Below are 19148 nucleotides of genomic sequence, written 5' to 3'. Positions count from 1 at the left end.
TACGGCTCGATCCGGCGCATCTGCGCCTCACTCAGCAGAAACGGAACATCCATCGGCAGCGCCTCCTAACGCTGCTATTGAATCAACCCATCACCCAATGCGCAAGCAATTTAACAGGTCCTGACCCTAGTCAATGAAGCCATGACACTTGCCGGCTCTACGATTGTTTACTCCGATCACCCCATGCAGCGGCGTTGGCGTGACGTGCGGGTTGCCGCGCAGCATGCAGCCGCAAGCACGGACAGCTATTCGGCGCTTGCGGCAGCATATTTTGTTGAGGAACTACCAGCTTGAGGCAGGTTTATTGGCGAAACGATTGAGCTAACTTGTGATTTATCACCTAGAGAAAGTCTTTTGCCTTCATATTAATTGTTAGGAAGGATTACCAAGGTGCCAAATATTGAGCGAATTGAGATGGAAGCGGATCTGATCAGGCTCTCACATGATTTCGCTTATTATATGGACTATCGGAAGTATGAAAAGCTCATCGGGCTTTTCACCTCTGATGCCCTGTTCGACCGGATAATGCACGTTCATCGCGGACATGATGAAATCCGTGCGGGATTGAACGAACGGTCGACGGCCATCATGACTCGTCATATTTCCACCAATTTCCATTTTGAACCGATCAGTGAAACCGAGGTTCGCGGAGTGGTGTACAACATGTCCTATTTCGGACAATTGAACGCTGAAGGCGAAGCTCCGGCGATCTATAGCGGGCCGGGAATGCTTCTGGAATTTCATGATCGCTACGTTCGCACCATGGTCGGTTGGCGTTTCGCTGAAAGGGTGGCCCGGGCTGCATTGCTTGATCCCCATGCACCGATGCTGGCTGGCGGACACTGGCGCCCCGAGGCAGATTGAGCGGGTAGGAAACGAAACGTGAAAGGAAGAGCAGATGCCCACAATTACTGATAAGTCGCAAAAAAAACCTTTATTGTCGATGAAGCGGATCAATCACGGTACGCTTGGCTGTACCAATCTGGCCAAAACCCGTCGATTCTATGAAGAAGTACTGGGTCTTGATGTGATCCAGACAAGCCCCGTTTCGATGATGGTCAGCAAGAATGCCGATTTTGTCTATGCGTGTGTCGAAAGCCCAACCCATGACGGCAACATGAACATGCTCAACCACAATGGCCTTGAGGTGGAAACACATGAAGAAGTCAACGAGGCGCATCGCCTGCTCATGAGTGTCAAGGACGAGTGGGGTTTGAAGATCATGCCGGCTCGCACTGTCCATGGCGCTCACACTTGCTACTTCAAGGACTTCGATGGAAACTGGTGGGAGATCGTGTCCGCCGGCGAGCGCGGGTACATTGGCGATTTCCACGACAAGGAATACGACATGACCGGCCTGCACGAATTTGATGACTGGGCCGAACTCTATGAAAAAACGAAGGAACTGCGTCACGTACAGGACCCGGAAACCCGGGCAATGATGAAGGAGCAGCTCGCGAGCAAGTAAGGACTCGCGTCGTTTTTTGGTCGAACGTGCATCTTGAGCATATGAATGCTTGAGATGCACGTATTCGTTATGAGGATATAGTCTGTGATCGAAGTTTACCATCTTCCGCCTACACGTTCTGTTCGGGCGGTTTGGGTTCTGGAGGAACTCGGGATAGCATATGGCACACGAAACTTCATGTTTCCTGCCGCCGTGCGTGATCCGGGGTATCTCGACCTCAATCCAGCCGGGACATGCCCGACCATGGTTGACGGCGATGTTGTGCTGACGGAGTCGATGGCAATTTGCGATTATATAGCGAGAATCTACGGCGGCGGACGGCTGATTATCTCACCCCAGGATCCGGACTATTTCGAATACTTGCGCTGGATGTGGTATGGCGAAGCGACGCTCTCGCAGCAATTGGCCAATGTCATGCACTATGGGCCGAATGCACCTGCCGATCAGCAGATTCCCACAGTCGTAGACAACGCGATTGCGGCTTATGTACGTCACCTGGCTGTGGTCGAAAAGGGATTGCGCGATGACGGCTTCATTGCCGGTGGCGCGCTGACTTTGGCGGACGTTTCACTTGGCTATGCTCTTTTCGTGGGGCAGGTCTGTGGGTTGGGCGAACAATTTGGACCACGAACCGCGCGGTATTTTAAGTTGATTGCCGAACGCCCCGCGTTCGAGCGTGCGTGCGCGCCAGTTGCGACGTGAATCAACAGAGATGATGAAAGGCGAAAAATGCGTTTGCTGAGCTTTGAAAGAAATGGTGCGACAACTCTTGGGCTGCGTTTGGGTGAGGAAGTTGTGGATCTGGGCCGGGAAATGCCGCAGTTTTCCGGAGACATGGCGGCATTCCTGGCGGCCGGGCCCGATGCGCTGGAAGCAGCGCGTTTGATTGGGGAACGCGCGACGGAAAGACTACCGTTCGAGACGGTCAAGTGCTGCGTTCCGGTGCCTCGTTGCGACAAGAATATCGGCCTGGGCCTGAATTACCTGCGTCATATCCGCGAAATGGATCCTAACTTCCAGGTTCCGGAGTTTCCCGGTATGTTCATGCGTGTCCCGAGTTCGACCGTAGCCCACCTTGAACCGATCGTCCGGCCTTCGATTTCGGATACCCTTGATTATGAGGGTGAACTTATGGTTGTGATCGGCAAGGCAGGGCGGCACATTCCGATCGAGCGGGCTTTTGACCACGTCGCGGGTTATACATGCCACAATGATGGAAGTGTCCGCGAGTTCAATCGCTTGCCAATGTCAATCACGGCGGGCAAGAATTTCGACAGAACCGGTGCAATCGGTCCCGAGATTGTGACGGCCGACGAATTGCCGTTGGGCTGTAAGGGCCTGCGCTTGCGCACGCGCGTGAACGGAGAGTTGCGTCAGGATGAGGACCTGGCCGAGATGCACTGGGACGTCGCCACATTGATTCACCTCATGTCCCGCATGATGGTACTTCTTCCTGGCGATCTGCTGACGACCGGCACTCCACCGGGTGTGGGGGCTGGATTCAATCCTCCCAAGTTTCTAAAAGCCGGGGATACCGTGGAAGTGGAGATCGAAGGTCTTGCCACGCTGATTAACCCGATCGTTGATGAGCGGGTCACAACTTGAGCAACGCTAGGTTGATATCGATTTGGAGCAAATATGCCTGAGATTACATATATTGAATTCAATGGGAACTCGCATCCTGTAGATGTTCCTGAAGGCTTCACCGTAATGGAAGGTGCCCACAAGAACGGCATTCCGGGGATCAAAGCCGAGTGTGGTGGTTCGCTGACATGTGCAACTTGCCATGTTTACGTCGATCCCGCCTGGACTGAGAAACTGTCCGAGCGGAGCGACATCGAAGAAGCCCTGTTGGAATGCGCCTATGACGTTCGCGCGGAGAGTCGGCTCTCCTGCCAGATCAGGGTAACGACGGAACTCGACGGACTGGTGGTCCGGATGCCTGAGCACCAGACTTAAGCGCGATACAAAAAATGCACTGCGACTACTGGGGGGAAAGCCGATGACATTTGCAATGATACTCTTGGCCAAGCTCATCATTGCCTTTGTGATGATTAGCGGCTTTGTGATGAATTGCTTTTCGGCAAAAGCCGAGGGTGAATTTGTCCGCCTAGGATACCCTGGCTGGTTTCGGCACGTGACAGGCATCTTGGAAGCGGGCATTGGAATTGCGATTTTTGTTCCAGCTATTGAGAGGCCAGCTTTGATATTGGGTGCAGTCGTAATGTTGGCTGCCGTCCTCAGCTTGGCTCGCTTCCGTGAATGGCTTCACGCATTGCCTGCTTTCGTTGTCATGGGGCTTTGCATTGCGGTGGCGCTTAGTTATAAGCTCGCCTGAATTCCAGCAAATGATGGGGCTTTCAGTCGTTATGGAGGCGTCGAAGTTTCGCGTTCCGCGCCTCGATGGTGCGAGACGGGGTCTTGAGTCTGGATAAACGCGCGCAGATGGGCTGTGCCGCACCGGTCAGTTTAGCGAGCTTAGCCATCGTCGAACGCCAAGTTGCCCAGAACACTCAGATCGCAAGAGTGAAGGCCGAGCGGTGCAGGCGGCGGTTGACATGGTCAGTATTGAGTAGCGATGCCAGCGCGATCAAATATGGTTTTGAGAGGTGACCGTGGGCGACCTCCTTGGTGCATGGGCGGAACTTATTAGCCAAAGGCCTTTGCCTCGATGGTCCGTGCGGCAATGCGGAGCATAGGGAGGCCCGCACGCAATACCGGCTCTTTTGCCTGCACATTGGCTTGTGACAAAGAAATCGCTGCCGGAACGCTTCCGTCGGGAGCGTGGATAGGCACCGATATGCAATAAAGGCCATCAGCAGCCTCCTCGTCATCGACCGCATAGCCCTTCTCGCGTACCTGCGCCAATTCGGCGCGCAGCGCTTCGGGATGGATGATTGTGCGGGCGGTCAGCGCGGGGAATGGCCCTCCAGTGAGATAGTCTTCCCGCTCCCGATCTGCCAGCGCGGCGAGCAGCACCTTTCCAATGCCCGAGCAATAGGCTTCCAACTGCATTCCTACCCGCGTAAACAGGCCATCCGCGCCAGCGCCCGTTTTGATGCGGTAGGTCACCATTTCTGTTTCGAGCGTACCAAGTTGGACAACGCAGCCGACGTCTCCTGCGAGTTGATGCAGCACCGGTGCGGCAGCATTGGCGATGATCTGCTTTTCATCAAATCGGCTAAGGAGGCTCATCAGCCGCGGTCCGGCGATATGAAACCCACGCACATGGCGCGCCAGATATCCTTCTGCGACCAGTGAGTGCACCTGCCGGTGTGCCGTCGCGACGGGAATGCCCAGATCGCGGGCGACGGCTGCAACACTACGTGTACCGTCTTCAGCAATTATTGCCTCCAGCATAGCGAGTGTCCGCGTCAGCGAACTCAATCTCGGCGTCCCTCTTCTCACAGTGTGAGACAATAGCATGTCTCTGCGCTTGCGCTAGGTGGTGGTCGCATTTAGCTCAGAATTGCACGGGAGGATGATAATGAAACCAAGGCATGAAGAACTGGCGCGCCGCCTGCGCGAAGCGTATACCGCAGGCGCGGTCCCGCCAATGCGTGACGGGCTTGATCCTCTGGACGCTGTCGGTGCCTACGCGGTGCAAGAAATCAATACGCGGTTCTGGCAAGCTGCGGGCCGACGCATAGTTGGGCGCAAAGCGGGGTTGACCGCCAAGGCAGTGCAAGCACAGCTCGGCGTCGACCAGCCCGATTTCGGGGTATTGTTCGATGATATGCGCATTGCAGATGGCGACAGGCTCGATCCCACCAAGTGTCTCCAGCCTAAGGCTGAGGCTGAAATAGCATTTGTGTTGAGCGCGGACCTGCCGGACGTGACCACGACGCCTGAGCAAGTCGCCGCGGCTGTCGCAACTGTGCACGCAGCGATTGAGATCGTTGATAGCCGGATCGCCGAATGGAAGATTGCCTTCGCAGATACCGTCGCCGATAACGGTTCGTCCGCTTACTTCGTGCTGGCGCAGCGGGGCCTGCCCCTTTTTGGTCTAGACCTCGAACGCGCGGGCATGGAAATGCGGATCAATGGCGTGGTGGTTTCCACCGGTATGGGCGCAGCTGCGCTGGGTAATCCGCTCAACGCGGCAGCTTGGCTTGCCCGAACCCTGGCTGAGCGAGGCGAGCCGTTGAAAGCGGGCGATGTTTTGCTTGCCGGGGCACTAGGCCCCATGGTTGCGCTCAAACCTGAAGATCACGTTGAAATTACGGTCGCCGGGATCGGCGGCTGTTCCTTTACCTATAAAGGAGCCTAACATGGCCAAGATGAAGGTAGCTATTATCGGTTCGGGCAATATCGGCACCGACTTGATGATCAAGATCATGCGACTTTCTGATGTGTTGGAAATGGGGGTCCTGGTCGGCATTGATCCGCAGTCTGATGGGTTGGCACGTGCGCAGCGGCTTGGCGTAGCGACGACTGCCGAAGGGATCGATGGCCTGATTGCCATGCCCGAATTCGCCGATGTCGAGATCGTCTTCGATGCCACCAGTGCGGGCGCGCACAAGCGCAACAGCGAACTGGTGCTGGCGGCGGGAAAACGCATGGTGGACCTGACTCCGGCTGCGATCGGCCCCTATGTGGTCCCGCCGGTCAACGGAGAGACGTACCTTGATGCGACGAACGTCAACATGGTCACATGCGGGGGGCAGGCCACAATTCCAATCGTCGCTGCGGTCAATCGGGTGGCCAAGGTCCACTATGGCGAGATTGTCGCGTCGATTTCGTCGAAGAGCGCCGGTCCCGGCACCCGCGCCAACATCGACGAGTTTACCGAGACGACCAGTCAAGCCATCGTCGATGTCGGCGGGGCAACGCGTGGAAAGGCGATCATCATTCTCAATCCAGCGGAACCGCCGTTGATCATGCGCGATACTGTCTATTGCCTCTGCGAAGAGGCGGATCAGGATGCCATCCGCCGGTCGGTGGAAGACATGGTCGCCGAGGTGCAGGGCTATGTCCCCGGGTACAGGCTCAAGCAGGCAGTGCAGTTCGAACATATCGGTTCAAACCGCCCTTTGCGGATTCCGGAGATGGGCGGCGAATTCACGGGCCTTAAGGTCAGTGTATTCCTCGAAGTTGAGGGGGCTGCGCATTATCTGCCTGCTTACGCGGGCAACCTCGACATCATGACCTCCGCGGCGTTAAAGACGGCTGAGAAGATCGCGCTGCGCATGCTCGAAGGAGTTGAAGCATGAACCTCGATCCCACCACCACCAAGCTCTACCTTCAGGACGTTACTCTGCGTGACGGGATGCACGCGATCCGCCATCAATACGGTCTGGATCATGTCAAGGCGATCGCCCGAGCGCTTGACCTTGCCAAGGTCGACGCCATTGAGGTCGCACACGGCGATGGTCTGCAGGGCTCCAGTTTCAACTACGGCTTTGGCGCATACACGGACTGGGACTGGATCGGCGCAGTGGCCGAGGTGCTGGAGCATTCTGTTCTCACCACGCTGTTGCTGCCCGGGATCGGCACGGTGCATGACCTGAAGCACGCCTATGAAATGGGTGTTCGCTCTGTCCGTATCGCGACTCACTGCACCGAGGCGGACGTTTCAAAGCAGCATATCGAAGCTGCCCGCAACCTGGGGATGGACGTTTCGGGCTTCTTGATGATGAGCCACATGACGGCGCCTGACGCGCTTGCGCAACAGGCCAAGCTTATGGAGGATTATGGCGCCCATTGCGTCTATGTCACCGACAGCGGTGGCGCGATGAACATGGATGAATATGCTGCGCGACTACAGGCTTACGACCGTCTGCTGAAACCAGAAACCCAGCGCGGTGTGCATGCCCATCATAACCTTTCACTTGGTGTGGCGAACTCTATCGTCGCAGTGCAGAATGGCGCTGTACGGGTCGATGCCAGCCTGGCGGGCATGGGTGCCGGCGCTGGCAACGCGCCGCTGGAAGTGTTTATCGCCGCGGCCGATCGCATGGGCTGGAACCACGGCTGCGACCTTTTCGCGCTGATGGACGCGGCGGAGGATCTGGTCCGCCCGCTGCAGGACCGACCGGTGCGGGTGGACCGCGAGACTCTGACGCTGGGCTACGCCGGAGTCTATTCGTCATTCCTGCGTCACGCAGAAAAGGCAGCGCAGGATTATGGGGTCGATACCCGCACGATTTTGGCCGAAGTGGGGCGCCGCAAGATGGTAGGCGGACAGGAAGACATGATCGTCGACATCGCACTCGATCTCACCGCAAAGGGCAGGTGACTGACACATGCGGTGGCATGGCGGCTGCTGCGCCATGCCACCGCTCATTACGAATGTGCAGATTGTCGTAGGGACAACTGGTGTCCTCTCAAGGACCAAACCGACATAACAGTCAGAGCTCGGAATTCATGACTGACGGCAAAGTCCGGACAGCACTAGGTTTCCGCCGACCTATCTTGAGAGCAGTCAGCGATGCCCCCGATTTTGCTGCGCACGCCAGTCTCCATTAACGTCCATGGCTGCGGCGACAAGCATGTCCTGTCTGCTTTCTCGGAACGCGTTTGAAATGGGATGGCCCAGGCCGAACTGCGCCTCCCAATCCGCACCATAGACGAGGCCGATCCGCCGCATGAGGCCGAAATCCGCGATCGGTATCATCGCTATCCCATTTGCGCCTAGCGACCGCGGTGCGACCGTTACGCCAAGTCCAGCGCGGACCATGGCCATGACGCGATCATCGTGCGGCGAACGCAGGCTGAAGCGAGGACGAATACCGCGCTCCGTGAAGAATCGACTCGTCTCGGCAAGCACTTCGCATGACCGTCGTGCTATCATGGTTTCTCCTGCTACATGTGCAGCGATGATCCGCTCGGTCCCAACCAAATGGTGCGTGGCGGGGAGGGCAAGACAATATTCCTCTTCGAGCAGGATTTCGCTCACATGGCGTTGGTCTTCGGCATCGACAAGGGTCAGGGCAAGGTCGATGGTCCCGTTGGCGAGCGTTGAAAGCAACTCCCGCTCGTTGCCCTCGGTCACTTCCAAGGGTTCGGCACCGTCATAAAGCCTTACCGCAGCTTCGAGCCAGGCACTGGCGATCGTATCCAGGACGCCGAGCCGCACTGGCCGCTGTGGCACTGGCAGACTGCCCACCTGGCTTTCGACTCGGTGAAAATCACGTTCGATGGTTCGGGCCAACGGGAGCAAGGCGTTGCCCGCAGCTGTAATGCCGATCCTTCGCCGCTCACGTAGGAACAACTGTGTGCCAAGCTGGCGTTCCAGTTCGCGGATTCCCGCTGATAGGGATGGTTGGGCAAGGTTGAGGTAGTGGGCGGCCCGGGTGAAGCTGCCCGTATCGACGACCGCCAAGAACTGGCGCAGCTGGATTCGGCTTAGCATAGAAAATTTCTATCATAGATCGGCAGAAAATCCAGTTTTTCTACAATGCAAAACTCTTGTAGGGGGCCAGCCATAGGAAAGCTGCAAGGACAACCAGCATGAGAGCCACTCCCGATTTCGATTTCGGCCTTACTGAAAGTGCCCTGATGATCCGCGAAGCAGCGGGCCGCTTTGCGGACGACAAGATTAAACCCCTCGCCGCCGAAATCGACCGAGAGGACCGCTTCCCCCGTGAGCTGTGGGAACCTATGGGCGCGCTCGGCCTGCATGGGGTAACCGTCGAGGAAAAGTGGGGCGGTCTGGGGCTGGGCTATCTCGACCATGCGATTGCAGTCGAAGAAGTGAGCCGGGCTAGCGGCGCGGTCGGTCTTAGCTATGGCGCGCATTCCAATCTTTGTGTCAATCAGATCCGGCGCTGGGGCAACGATGAGCAGAAGTCGAAGTACCTGCCGAAACTCATTTCTGGCGAACATGTCGGCAGCCTTGCCATGTCTGAAACGGGCGCGGGATCTGACGTCGTCTCGATGAAGCTAAGGGCCGACCGGGTGAGTGGCGGCTTCCGCCTCAACGGTACCAAGTTCTGGATAACCAACGCCACCTATGCCGATACGCTTGTGGTCTATGCCAAGACAGCGCCCGAAGCGGGCAGCCGCGGGATCACGTCATTCCTGATCGAAAAGGAAATGACGGGCTTTTCGATCGGCCAGAAGATCGACAAGATGGGCCTGCGGGGTTCACCTACCGCCGAGCTGGTGTTCGAAGACTGTTTCGTGCCGGAAGAAAACGTGATGGGGCCGCTGCACGGCGGCGTCGGCGTGCTCATGAGCGGGCTGGACTACGAGCGTGTGGTTCTGGCTGGTATGCAGATCGGGATTATGCAGGCATGCCTCGACGTGGTGATCCCCTATGTCCGCGAGCGCAAGCAGTTCGGAAAACCGATCGGCAGCTTCCAGCTCATGCAGGCAAAGATTGCGGACATGTATGTCGCACTGCAATCGGCCCGAGCTTATGTCTACGCCGTCGCCAAGGCTGCAGATGCCGGGCAGGCCACGCGTTTCGACGCGGCGGGCGCAATTCTGCTTGCTAGCGAAAATGCGTTTCGCACGGCGGGTGAGGCGGTGCAGGCACTAGGCGGCGCGGGGTACACCAGGGACTGGCCGGTGGAACGCTTTCTGCGCGATGCCAAGCTGCTCGATATCGGCGCTGGCACGAACGAAATCCGCCGGATGTTGATCGGCCGCGAACTGATTGGGGCGGCCTGATGAGCGCCCCTGTTCTTTCGACCAACCTCGATCCTTCGAGTTCCGAAGCGCGGGCGCGCGCGGCCCACAACCGCGCGCTGTCCGAAGAATTGCGCGCACACGTGGCCACAGCCGCGCTGGGCGGTGACAAACGCAGCCGAGAGCGCCATACCGGCCGGGGCAAACTGCTCCCTCGCGACCGAGTGGAACGCATGCTCGATCCCGGTTCGCCTTTCCTCGAAATCGGCCAGCTTGCCGCAAACGGCCTCTATGGCGATGAAGTGCCGGGGGCGGGCATCATCGCCGGAATCGGGCGGGTTTCCGGCCGCCAGTGTATGGTCTTTGCCAACGATGCGACGGTGAAGGGTGGCACCTATTACCCGATGACGGTAAAGAAGCATCTGCGTGCGCAGGAGATCGCGCTCGAGAATCGACTGCCTTGCATCTATCTGGTCGACAGCGGCGGCGCGAATCTGCCCAATCAGGCCGAGGTCTTTCCCGATCGCGACCATTTCGGGCGTTTCTTCTTCAATCAGGCGAATATGTCCGCGCGCGGCATTCCGCAGATCGCCAGCGTGATGGGCAGTTGCACGGCGGGCGGTGCCTATGTCCCGGCGATGTCCGACGAAAGCGTGATCGTGAAGGAACAGGGCACGATCTTCCTGGCCGGACCGCCGCTAGTGCAGGCTGCGACGGGCGAGGTTATCAGCGCCGAGGACTTGGGCGGCGGCGACCTGCACAGCCGCAAGTCGGGTGTGACCGATCACCTCGCCGATGATGATGAGCATGCTTTGACCATCGTGCGCGATATCGTCTCGCATCTTGGCGTCAACCAGGGTCTCAAGGTGGCGCGACGCGATCCGGTCCCGCCGAAATACGCAACCGAAGAACTTTACAGCATCATTCCGCAAGATGTCCGTGCGCCTTATGATGTCCACGAGGTCATTGCTCGAATTGTCGATGCATCCGAATTCCACGAGTTCAAGGCCCTTTATGGTGCCACGCTCGTCTGCGGCTTCGCGCATATCTGGGGCCTTCCGGTGGCGATCCTCGCCAACAACGGCGTGCTGTTCAGCGAGAGTGCGGTCAAGGGCGCGCATTTTATCGAGCTGGCGCAGCAGCGCGGTATTCCGCTGCTTTTCCTCCAGAACATTTCCGGCTTCATGGTCGGCGGCAAGTACGAGGCGGAAGGCATCGCCAAGCATGGTGCGAAGCTCGTCACCGCTGTCGCGACGGCCACCGTGCCCAAGATCACCGTGCTCATCGGTGGCAGCTTCGGCGCTGGCAACTATGGCATGTGCGGCCGGGCCTACAGTCCCCGCTTCCTGTTCACATGGCCCAACGCGCGCATCAGCGTAATGGGCGGCGAGCAGGCCGCCAGCGTGCTGGCGACCGTGCACCGCGACGCTGCCAAGTGGACGCCGGAGGAAGCCGAGGCTTTCAAGACGCCGATCCGCCAGAAGTACGAAGACGAGGGCAACCCCTACTACGCAACCGCGCGGCTGTGGGATGACGGCATCATCGACCCCGCGCAGACCCGCGATGTTTTGGGCCTGGCCCTCGCCGCAACGCTTGAAGCGCCGCTCGAACAGCGCGGCTTCGGCGTGTTCAGGATGTAATGGCCATGATCAAATCCCTCCTCATCGCCAATCGCGGCGAAATCGCCTGCCGGATAATCCGAACCGCGCGCAGCCTGGGCATTCGCACCGTCGCGGTCTATTCCGATGCCGACGCACAGGCGCTGCATGTGCGCTCCGCCGATGCAGCGGTGCATATCGGCCTTGCACCCGCGCGCGAAAGTTATCTGGTGGGCGAGAAGATCATCGCCGCAGCCAGGGCCACGGGTGCCGAGGCGATCCATCCCGGCTATGGCTTCCTGTCCGAAAATGCCGAATTTGCGCAGTCCGTGCTCGACGCGGGACTCGTTTGGGTAGGACCCAAGCCGCATTCGATCACGGCCATGGGCCTGAAGGATGCCGCCAAGAAGCTGATGCAGGCGGCTGGCGTTCCGGTGACGCCGGGCTATCTGGGTGAGAATCAGGACCCCGCCTTCCTTGCCAGACAAGCCGGGGAGATTGGCTATCCGGTGCTGATCAAGGCGGTTGCGGGCGGCGGCGGAAAGGGCATGCGTCTGGTCGAGCATCCTGAGAGGTTCGCCGACAGCCTCGCCTCCTGCCAGCGTGAGGCATCTGCCTCCTTCGGCAATGCTCATGTGCTGATCGAGAAATACATCCAGCGCCCGCGCCATATCGAGGTACAGGTATTTGGAGACAGCCACGGCAATATCGTGCACCTGTTCGAACGCGATTGCTCGCTCCAGCGCCGCCATCAAAAAGTGATCGAAGAGGCCCCCGCACCCGGGATGGATGAGGCCACCCGCGCCGCGCTCTGCGCCGCCGCCGTACGCGCCGCCAAGGCCGTGGACTATGAAGGGGCAGGCACGATCGAATTCATCGCCGACGGGTCCGAGGGTCTGCGCGCCGACCGCATCTGGTTCATGGAAATGAACACGAGGCTGCAGGTCGAACATCCCGTGACCGAGGAAATCACCGGCGTCGATCTGGTCGAATGGCAGTTGCGTGTTGCGTCGGGTGAACCCTTGCCCAGAAGGCAGGATGAACTTTCCATCAATGGCTGGGCCGTGGAAGCCCGCCTCTATGCCGAAGATCCGGCAAGGGGTTTCCTGCCTTCGACTGGCACCCTGGAACTGCTCGGCTTCGGGTCTACGCCGGGTGGCCGCATCGACACAGGCGTCGAGCAGAGCGCGCAAGTCTCGCCCTTCTATGACCCGATGATCGCCAAGGTCATTGCCCACGGCGGGACGCGGGTTGAAGCAATCAAACGGCTCAGTGCGATGCTCGAAGGGACTGCGGTCTGGCCGGTTCGGACCAATGCGTCTTTCCTCGTGGAGGCGCTGGCGCATCCTGATTTTATAGCGGGTGATGTCGACACGGGGCTCATCGGCCGCGATGGCGAGGCGATGGCACAGGCGCGTGCGCCATCGCCAGCAGCCTTGACGCAAGCCGCGCGTCGGCTCGTCGCGGATTTTGGTCCGCTTGGGCTGCGGCTTAACGCGCCGCCGCAAACCAACGGGCTGTTCCTGCTGGACGGCGAGCCGGTTGAAGTAATGCTCGATGGCGCAGGCCAAGAGCTTGCCGCCAGCTCGACCCTGTTGACGGAGAAGGGACAAGCCTGGCAACTGACGCCTTGGCGCAAATCCGCCAGCCATGGTGCCGCGGACGGGTCCGGGGCGATCCTGGCACCCATGCCCGGCAGAATCATTGCCGTCGATATCAGCCAAGGTCAGAAGGTCAGCAGGGGCCAGAAGCTGCTGACGCTCGAGGCCATGAAGATGGAACATACCCTGACGGCGCCCTTCGATGGCGTCGTGGCCGAACTCAATGCTATTGTCGGCGCACAAGTGCAGGTCGACGCGCTGCTGGTTCGGATCGCAGAAGCAGGAGAAGCCTGATGCCTGGACGCTTTTTCGATGAATGGCTGGTGGGCGACAGTGTTGTCCATCAACCGAGCCGCACGGTGACCGAAACGGACAACCTGCTGTTCTCGGCAATGACGCATAACATGCAGCCGCTGCATCTGGATGCGGAAACAGCCAAGGCTAGCGAATTCGGCCAGATTCTGGTCAATTCCACCTTCACGTTCAGTTTGGCGGTCGGCCTGTCGATTGCCGACACCACGGTAGGCACGCTTGTCGCTAACCTTGGCTTCGACAGGGTGGTGACACCCAAACCGACCTTTATCGGTGATACGCTGACCTGTGCGAGCGAGGTGGTCGAACTGCGTGAGTCAAAATCGCGCCCGAATCAGGGCATCGTCGTGTTCCGGCATGAGCTGACCAACCAGCGCGGCGAGATCGCGCTCTCATGCCTACGTACCGTTTTGCTGAAGAAAAGAACATGAAACTCAGATCGCTCCTGTTCGTACCCGGTGACCGGGAGGATCGCTTTGCCAAGGCTGCTTCGAGCGGCGCGGATGCGATCATCCTCGATCTGGAGGATTCGGTGGCGCCGGGCCGCAAGGCGGAGGCGCGGATGCAGGTCGCGCGCTACCTTCAGGGGGAAAGGCCATGCCTCAAGCTGGTGCGGATCAACCCGCACGATGGCGGGCTGGCGCAGGACGACCTCGATGTCGTATTGGCGGCGCGGCCGGATGGCCTGGTCCTGCCCAAGGCAGAAGGGGCTTCGTCGATCTCGCGCCTTGTGTCCATGATGCGCACATCCGAGATCCCAATCCTGCCCATCGCGACCGAAACGCCTGCCGCCCTGTTCGAACTCGGCACCTATGCCGAAATGTCGGACCGGCTGCTCGGCATCACGTGGGGAGCTGAAGACCTTCCGGCGGCGATAGGCGCGACTGCCGCACGCGAAGAGGGTGGCTACTATACGCCGCCGATGGAAATGGCGCGGTCGCTTACCCTTTTTGGGGCCCACAAGGCCGGCGTCCCGGCTTTCGAAACTGTCTACCCGGACATCAACGATCTCGACGGGCTCAAAAGATACGCTGCGCGCGGTCGTCGCGACGGGTTCGCCGGAATGATGGCCATTCATCCAACGCAGGTCGCTGCAATCAATCAAGCGTTTACGCCGAGCGAAGCAGAGCTTGTTCACGCACGAGCAGTTGTCGCTGCATTCGATGCCTATCCAGGCGTTGGCACTCTTCAATTGGAAGGCAAGATGATCGATGCGCCGCATTTGAAGCAGGCCGAACGCCTGCTGGAAAATGCTCGAAAGCTTTAAGTACCCTGTTTGTGTTCGCGACAAGGCCCAACCTCCGGCCAAGGTCTTCTTCTTTCCTTGAAGTCCTGAGTACCAAGCATCCAGTATAAGGTTTGGCTGATATGAGCATGCGTATCGAGACTGAGATTGATCCTGCCAACTTCCGCAGTGTTATGGGTCGTTATCCGACCGGTGTATGCGTTATTTCCGGTTTGCAATCTAATGGTGCGCCAACAGGTATGGTGGTAGGAAGTTTTACATCAGTGTCTCTGGCCCCACCATTGGTCGCGTTCCTGCCCGGCAAGGCTTCAAGCAGCTGGTCTCAAATGAAGGCATCCGGACAGTTCTGCGTGAATGTTTTAGCTAGTGACCAGATCGAACTGTGCCAGGCTTTCAGTCGAAAGGGTGAAGGGAAATTTGAAGGCGTGCGATATAGTCTTTCAGATCGGGGCCTTCCTGTGCTCGACGATGTCATTGCCTATGTCGAATGCAGCACGGAAAACGAAATTGATGCAGGGGACCATACCATCGTGATCGGCCTGGTTAAGACCCTGCGGCCACTCCGCGATGCCCCTGCGTTGATTTTCTATAGGGGCGGTTACAGAGAAGTTGCCGCGCACAACTTATGAGAAGGCAAGTCTGGTCGGACTTCTCGAGGAAAAATTACATGTATTATGATGTGGTGATCGTAGGTGCCGGACACAGCGGAGCGCAATGCGCCATCGCACTGCGTCAGAACGGCTTCATGGGGTCGATTGCGATAATCGGGCGCGAAAGCGAACCGCCCTATGAGCGCCCGCCGCTATCCAAGGAATACTTCGCCCGCGAAAAGACCTTCGACCGGCTCTACATCCGCCCGCTTGCCTTTTGGTCCGAAAAAGACATCGCCCTCCATCTCGGTGTTGCGGTGGTGGAGCTCGATCCGGCTACCAAGACATTGACACTCTCCAATGGCGAAACCGCGCAATATCGGCATCTTGTATGGGCCACAGGTGGGGATCCGCGTAAGCTGTCCTGCCCCGGCGCCGGGCTTGCTGGGGTGCATGCCGTGCGAACACGAGAGGACTGCGACCAGTTGATGGGCGAAATTGACGGCGGCGTGAGAGACGTCGCCGTGATTGGCGGCGGTTACATTGGGCTTGAAGCTGCAGCCGTGCTCACCAAGCTCGACTGCAAGGTAACACTTCTTGAGGCATTGCCTCGCGTGCTGGCGCGGGTGGCAGGCCCTGAACTTTCCGCTTTCTACGAGGCCGAACACCGTGCGCATGGTGTCGACCTGCGCACCGGTGTTGTGGTGGAAGCGCTGGTGGGCGAGGGGCGTGTCACCGGCGTGAAGCTGGCGGACGGCATTATCATTTCCGCTGACGCGGTCATCGTAGGAATTGGCATCGTTCCCGCCGTTGCACCGCTGGTTGCTGCTGGAGCCACTGGAGCAAACGGTGTCACTGTCGATGACCACTGCGGCACCAGCCTGCCGGACGTCTACGCTATCGGAGATTGCGCGGCCTTTGCTTGCGCTTATGCCGATGGCGCTGTCATGCGGGTCGAATCGGTGCAGAATGCCAACGATCAGGCGAACTGCGTGGCTAAAGGCATCTGCGGCGACCTTCAGCCTTACAAGGCTTTCCCGTGGTTTTGGTCAAACCAGTATGACCTCAAACTGCAGACAGCTGGCCTCTCGTTGGGCTACGACGCCACTGTGACGCGCGGGGATCCCTCGGCGCGCTCCTTTACGATCGCCTACCTGAAGCATGGCAGGCTCATCGCGCTCGATTGCGTGAACATGGTCAGGGATTATGTGCAGGGCCGCAAACTGGTCGAGGCAGGCGTCTCACCCGATCTGGCGAAACTGGCCGACGCCGGTGTGCCGCTCAAGGATCTACTGCCAGTCTGAAATACCTTGATGAGCACGCGGGAGAAAACTCATTTTCTCAGGTCACGGAAAGGGCGTTCCAAGCGAATGGCGGGTGCCGTGGCTCTCAGAAACGTGGCGATCGCGACATTGATATCCTGAACGATCTCATCGTCAGAGACCGTATCACAGAGGCCAAAAATCAATTGTTGGAAACATCGTCCGTAACAGAGAGATCGCAGGAGTTCGGCCGCAACGGACGGGTCCTGCGGCGCTACAATTTGCTCATGGATCGCTCCTGCAACCATTTGGATTAGCACTTGCCGCGCAGCACCAAGCGCATGTTCGAAAAACATCTTGCCCAAGTTCGGAAAACGCGTCGTCTCGGCGACAATCAGTCGATGGGCCGCAATGGATTCGGGCGAGCACATAAGCGATATGTATTGGTGGCAGAATCGGCGAAGGTTTGTCTCGAAACACGCATCTACAACGATTACCGCTTGCAGCCTCGTACGCAGTTGGTGCGCCGTCCTGAGCAGAATAGCGGTGAAGAGTTCTTCCTTGGTCGAGAAATACGCCCAGAGAGTAGATTTTGATCCGCCCAACTGAACAGCGATGGACGACATTGTGGTGTGTGCATAACCGTTTCGCAGAAACGCACGCTCTGCCACATCCAGTATGGCTTCACGGCGTTCGGCGCGCCGACCCTCTCTTCTGCTGGAGGTTCTGGACCCATTTCCCGCTGCGTTCATGATCCGTCATTTAGCGCTTCATCGGGTATCTGAACATGCTTATCTAGTGAGAAGTATGAGGCTTCTCAGGTCAGTCCGCTCACGGCAAAGTCGGTTCGGGCATGGATTGAAGCCGCCGATCTCGCAAGCAACTCAGTATCTCGACATGCAAATCTTCGGCGTTACAAGGAAAGGGCAGCGGCGGGATCCTGACAGATCGATAGCGCCTCTGCGAGCCCTTGACCGTTGCACACACAGCGCAGCAAGGTGTCAACTAGGCTGTTTTTGCGTGTTAAAATCAACCTCGCCATTTACTTAACTTGAGGTGCGATCTATAGGTAAACGTTGCAAAAAAGTATAATGAGCGAGCCGTGCATGCTAACTGGGGCGGTCTGACAAATGGACCGGACCCACAGTCTGGCCTCGGCGGGCACAAGACGGGGAGGTGTTGTTGCCCCCTAAAGGCCTGACGGGACCTCGCGGGTTTTCGCGATGAACTCGCGGGGTGATCGATAGCCTAAAGCACGGTGCGGATGCACCTCGTTATAATGGGCGATCCAGCCTGGCAGCTGATCGATTACGGTTCGAGCATCCGGCCTGGGGCTTACCCGGACATAGTCGCGCTTGAGGGTGCGGACAAATGCCTCTGCCATGCCGTTCGATTGTGGGCTGCTGACCGGGGTCGTAAGCGGCACCAAGCCAATGTTGCGAGCGAAGCTGCGGGTGTCGCGCGCGGTGTAGCAGCTGCCGTTATCGGTGAGCCACTCGATCGGTTCAGGCACGCGGGTCACCTGTCCATAGCGATGCTCGACGGTGGCGACCATCAGGTCCTTGACGTCCTCAGCGGTGATACCGCTTGTCGTTGCCACATGCCCCATGGCCTCGCGATCACAGCAGTCGAGCGCGAACGCGACACGGACCTTCTCGCCATTGTCGCAGGCGATCTCGAGCCCATCGGAGCACCAGCGGGTATTGCGCTGGTCGACGGCGACGCGGCCATCGTGGCGCCTCTCCTCGCGGCGTTCACCGTCACGCTGGAGCAGCAGCCCGTGCACCTTCATCACGCGGTAGACACGCTTGGCATTAGGCGCTGCGAGCCCGGCTTTCTCGGCGCCGCGGCGGAGCAGAGCATGAACGCGACGGTAGCCGTAGGTTGGCAGGTCGGCGACAAGCAGCCGGATGTCGGCAACCAGTTCGGCGTCCGGTAACGGCGGTCGCCCTCGCGATCTTGGCGGTGGCTGGTTGCGTATCGCGGAGAGATGCGGGCGAGCGATGTCGAGCGCCGCTGCAACCGCGCTCACAGACCATCCCCTGGCAACGAGGTCGAGCGCAACAGCAGTTTTTTTGGGCCTGCGGCCCGGGAGACGGCCTCACGGAGTAGCTCGTTCTCCATGGCCTTCTTGCCGAGCAGCCGATGCAACTCGCGGACCTGCGCTTCGAGCGAACGATACTCGGATGCCGGCACCACTTCTTCGCCAGCGGCTGCGGCCGTCAACGCGCCCTGACTCATCAGCCTGCGCCAGGTGAAGACCTGACTGCCGCTGATGCCGTGCTGGCGGGCGACAAGCGACACGCTCATCCCCGGCAGATACGTCTCTTCGACAATCCGGACCTTCTCCTCGGGTGTCCATCGCCTCTGATCTGCCCCCACCGAGTGGACCGATTGGTTTGTTAGTGCATTAAGCTCATCGCCGCCATATCCGGACGGAGGTGGAGCGAAGCGGAACCGGAGGCCGGATATGGCGGTGAGGCCGTTTCTGGTGCCG

At 58.8% G+C, this 19148-nt stretch carries 22 protein-coding genes; 17 read left to right on the top strand and 5 right to left on the bottom strand.

Features of this window, described 5'->3' with window-relative positions; translation table 11 throughout:
• Positions 1 to 120 precede the first annotated feature (120 nt).
• The 7 genes from QMG56_RS23575 (at position 121) to QMG56_RS21640 (ending at position 3806) form a co-directional block, all read left to right on the top strand.
• Positions 121 to 294, top strand: a complete 174-nt coding sequence (locus QMG56_RS23575) for a hypothetical protein (RefSeq protein WP_375713748.1) — start codon at positions 121 to 123, stop codon at positions 292 to 294.
• A gap of 96 nt (positions 295 to 390) precedes the next feature.
• Positions 391 to 864 carry a nuclear transport factor 2 family protein gene (locus QMG56_RS21665; protein WP_281824848.1) on the top strand — a complete coding sequence of 158 codons (474 nt, stop codon included), beginning with the start codon at positions 391 to 393 and terminating at the stop codon, positions 862 to 864.
• 34 nt (positions 865 to 898) lie between these two features.
• Positions 899 to 1468, top strand: a complete 570-nt coding sequence (locus QMG56_RS21660; protein ID WP_281824846.1) for a VOC family protein — start codon at positions 899 to 901, stop codon at positions 1466 to 1468.
• Positions 1469 to 1552: 84 nt separating this feature from the next.
• A complete protein-coding gene (locus QMG56_RS21655; RefSeq protein ID WP_281824845.1) occupies positions 1553 to 2170 on the top strand; it encodes a glutathione S-transferase family protein in 618 nt (205 codons plus the stop codon).
• Between the two features lie 27 nt (positions 2171 to 2197).
• Positions 2198 to 3073, top strand: coding sequence for a fumarylacetoacetate hydrolase family protein (locus QMG56_RS21650; RefSeq protein ID WP_281824844.1), 876 nt, complete (start codon positions 2198 to 2200; stop codon positions 3071 to 3073).
• Positions 3074 to 3106: 33 nt separating this feature from the next.
• A complete protein-coding gene (locus tag QMG56_RS21645; protein ID WP_281824843.1) occupies positions 3107 to 3427 on the top strand; it encodes a 2Fe-2S iron-sulfur cluster-binding protein in 321 nt (106 codons plus the stop codon).
• Between the two features lie 64 nt (positions 3428 to 3491).
• Complete coding sequence (locus QMG56_RS21640; protein ID WP_281824841.1) at positions 3492 to 3806, top strand: DoxX family protein; 315 nt, start codon at positions 3492 to 3494, stop codon at positions 3804 to 3806.
• 311 nt (positions 3807 to 4117) lie between these two features.
• On the opposite strand, the gene QMG56_RS21635 is transcribed toward QMG56_RS21640, so the two are convergent.
• Positions 4118 to 4855: an IclR family transcriptional regulator gene (locus QMG56_RS21635; protein WP_281824840.1), complete on the bottom strand. Its 738-nt coding sequence runs from the start codon at positions 4853 to 4855 to the stop codon at positions 4118 to 4120.
• A 100-nt stretch (positions 4856 to 4955) separates the two neighbouring features.
• Between QMG56_RS21635 and QMG56_RS21630 the strand changes: the two genes are divergently transcribed.
• The 3 genes from QMG56_RS21630 to dmpG are packed head-to-tail and all read left to right on the top strand — an operon-like array spanning position 4956 to position 7706.
• The gene (locus QMG56_RS21630) at positions 4956 to 5738 is read left to right on the top strand and encodes a 2-keto-4-pentenoate hydratase (RefSeq protein WP_281824839.1); all 783 of its coding nucleotides are present in this window, start codon (positions 4956 to 4958) and stop codon (positions 5736 to 5738) included.
• Position 5739: 1 nt separating this feature from the next.
• Positions 5740 to 6681 (top strand): acetaldehyde dehydrogenase (acetylating), encoded by a 942-nt coding sequence (locus tag QMG56_RS21625; RefSeq protein ID WP_281824837.1) that lies wholly within the window; start codon positions 5740 to 5742, stop codon positions 6679 to 6681.
• Entirely contained in the window at positions 6678 to 7706 is a 1029-nt protein-coding gene (gene dmpG, locus QMG56_RS21620) for a 4-hydroxy-2-oxovalerate aldolase (protein ID WP_281824835.1), read from the top strand. Before QMG56_RS21625 ends, dmpG begins: the two co-directional genes overlap by 4 nt.
• Positions 7707 to 7892: 186 nt before the next feature.
• On the opposite strand, the gene QMG56_RS21615 is transcribed toward dmpG, so the two are convergent.
• Positions 7893 to 8822, bottom strand: a complete 930-nt coding sequence (locus tag QMG56_RS21615) for a LysR family transcriptional regulator (RefSeq protein WP_281824833.1) — start codon at positions 8820 to 8822, stop codon at positions 7893 to 7895.
• Between the two features lie 98 nt (positions 8823 to 8920).
• Between QMG56_RS21615 and QMG56_RS21610 the strand changes: the two genes are divergently transcribed.
• The 7 genes from QMG56_RS21610 (at position 8921) to QMG56_RS21580 (ending at position 16693) form a co-directional block, all read left to right on the top strand.
• On the top strand, positions 8921 to 10084 hold the full coding sequence (locus tag QMG56_RS21610; protein WP_281824830.1) for an acyl-CoA dehydrogenase family protein: 1164 nt from the start codon (positions 8921 to 8923) through the stop codon (positions 10082 to 10084).
• Entirely contained in the window at positions 10084 to 11682 is a 1599-nt protein-coding gene (locus tag QMG56_RS21605; protein WP_281824829.1) for a carboxyl transferase domain-containing protein, read from the top strand. The genes QMG56_RS21610 and QMG56_RS21605 overlap by 1 nt, the downstream gene beginning before the upstream one ends.
• Positions 11683 to 11687: 5 nt before the next feature.
• Entirely contained in the window at positions 11688 to 13535 is a 1848-nt protein-coding gene (locus tag QMG56_RS21600; protein ID WP_281824828.1) for a biotin carboxylase N-terminal domain-containing protein, read from the top strand.
• On the top strand, positions 13535 to 13984 hold the full coding sequence (locus QMG56_RS21595; protein WP_281824826.1) for a MaoC family dehydratase: 450 nt from the start codon (positions 13535 to 13537) through the stop codon (positions 13982 to 13984). The genes QMG56_RS21600 and QMG56_RS21595 overlap by 1 nt, the downstream gene beginning before the upstream one ends.
• Positions 13981 to 14820, top strand: coding sequence for a CoA ester lyase (locus QMG56_RS21590; protein WP_281824824.1), 840 nt, complete (start codon positions 13981 to 13983; stop codon positions 14818 to 14820). The genes QMG56_RS21595 and QMG56_RS21590 overlap by 4 nt, the downstream gene beginning before the upstream one ends.
• A 107-nt stretch (positions 14821 to 14927) precedes the next feature.
• The gene (locus QMG56_RS21585; RefSeq protein ID WP_281824822.1) at positions 14928 to 15428 is read left to right on the top strand and encodes a flavin reductase family protein; all 501 of its coding nucleotides are present in this window, start codon (positions 14928 to 14930) and stop codon (positions 15426 to 15428) included.
• A 38-nt stretch (positions 15429 to 15466) separates the two neighbouring features.
• The gene (locus QMG56_RS21580; protein WP_281824821.1) at positions 15467 to 16693 is read left to right on the top strand and encodes an NAD(P)/FAD-dependent oxidoreductase; all 1227 of its coding nucleotides are present in this window, start codon (positions 15467 to 15469) and stop codon (positions 16691 to 16693) included.
• A gap of 29 nt (positions 16694 to 16722) precedes the next feature.
• Here QMG56_RS21580 and QMG56_RS21575 read toward each other — a convergent pair whose 3' ends face one another.
• The 3 genes from QMG56_RS21575 to QMG56_RS21565 all read right to left on the bottom strand — a co-directional run.
• Positions 16723 to 17403: a TetR/AcrR family transcriptional regulator gene (locus QMG56_RS21575; RefSeq protein ID WP_281824819.1), complete on the bottom strand. Its 681-nt coding sequence runs from the start codon at positions 17401 to 17403 to the stop codon at positions 16723 to 16725.
• A gap of 437 nt (positions 17404 to 17840) precedes the next feature.
• A protein-coding gene (locus QMG56_RS21570; RefSeq protein WP_281824818.1) for an IS3 family transposase occupies positions 17841 to 19033 on the bottom strand; the annotation gives its coding sequence in 2 pieces (ribosomal slippage) (positions 17841 to 18727 and positions 18727 to 19033; 1194 coding nt in all).
• Positions 19034 to 19053: 20 nt separating this feature from the next.
• Positions 19054 to 19148 (bottom strand): integrase catalytic subunit (locus QMG56_RS21565; protein WP_281824849.1); only part of this gene is annotated, 95 nt, incomplete at its 5' end.

It is taken from the genome of Sphingobium sp. BS19 (genome assembly GCF_027925545.1).
Taxonomy (GTDB): Bacteria; Pseudomonadota; Alphaproteobacteria; order Sphingomonadales; family Sphingomonadaceae; genus Sphingobium.
Note: the sequence above shows the minus strand (reverse complement) of the source record. Positions and strands in the feature narration are given on the sequence as shown.

Bases quoted from the DNA above. Each gene is read 5' to 3' on its own strand.
- QMG56_RS21660 (WP_281824846.1), top strand. From the start codon at position 899: ATGCCCACAATTACTGATAAGTCGCAAAAAAAACCTTTATTGTCGATG.
- QMG56_RS21650 (WP_281824844.1), top strand. From the start codon at position 2,198: ATGCGTTTGCTGAGCTTTGAAAGAAATGGTGCGACAACTCTTGGGCTG.
- QMG56_RS21645 (WP_281824843.1), top strand. From the start codon at position 3,107: ATGCCTGAGATTACATATATTGAATTCAATGGGAACTCGCATCCTGTA.
- QMG56_RS21630 (WP_281824839.1), top strand. From the start codon at position 4,956: ATGAAACCAAGGCATGAAGAACTGGCGCGCCGCCTGCGCGAAGCGTAT.
- QMG56_RS21625 (WP_281824837.1), top strand. From the start codon at position 5,740: ATGGCCAAGATGAAGGTAGCTATTATCGGTTCGGGCAATATCGGCACC.
- dmpG (WP_281824835.1), top strand. From the start codon at position 6,678: ATGAACCTCGATCCCACCACCACCAAGCTCTACCTTCAGGACGTTACT.
- QMG56_RS21615 (WP_281824833.1), bottom strand. From the start codon at position 8,822: ATGCTAAGCCGAATCCAGCTGCGCCAGTTCTTGGCGGTCGTCGATACG.
- QMG56_RS21610 (WP_281824830.1), top strand. From the start codon at position 8,921: ATGAGAGCCACTCCCGATTTCGATTTCGGCCTTACTGAAAGTGCCCTG.
- QMG56_RS21605 (WP_281824829.1), top strand. From the start codon at position 10,084: ATGAGCGCCCCTGTTCTTTCGACCAACCTCGATCCTTCGAGTTCCGAA.
- QMG56_RS21600 (WP_281824828.1), top strand. From the start codon at position 11,688: ATGATCAAATCCCTCCTCATCGCCAATCGCGGCGAAATCGCCTGCCGG.
- QMG56_RS21595 (WP_281824826.1), top strand. From the start codon at position 13,535: ATGCCTGGACGCTTTTTCGATGAATGGCTGGTGGGCGACAGTGTTGTC.
- QMG56_RS21590 (WP_281824824.1), top strand. From the start codon at position 13,981: ATGAAACTCAGATCGCTCCTGTTCGTACCCGGTGACCGGGAGGATCGC.
- QMG56_RS21585 (WP_281824822.1), top strand. From the start codon at position 14,928: ATGCGTATCGAGACTGAGATTGATCCTGCCAACTTCCGCAGTGTTATG.
- QMG56_RS21580 (WP_281824821.1), top strand. From the start codon at position 15,467: ATGTATTATGATGTGGTGATCGTAGGTGCCGGACACAGCGGAGCGCAA.
- QMG56_RS21575 (WP_281824819.1), bottom strand. From the start codon at position 17,403: ATGAACGCAGCGGGAAATGGGTCCAGAACCTCCAGCAGAAGAGAGGGT.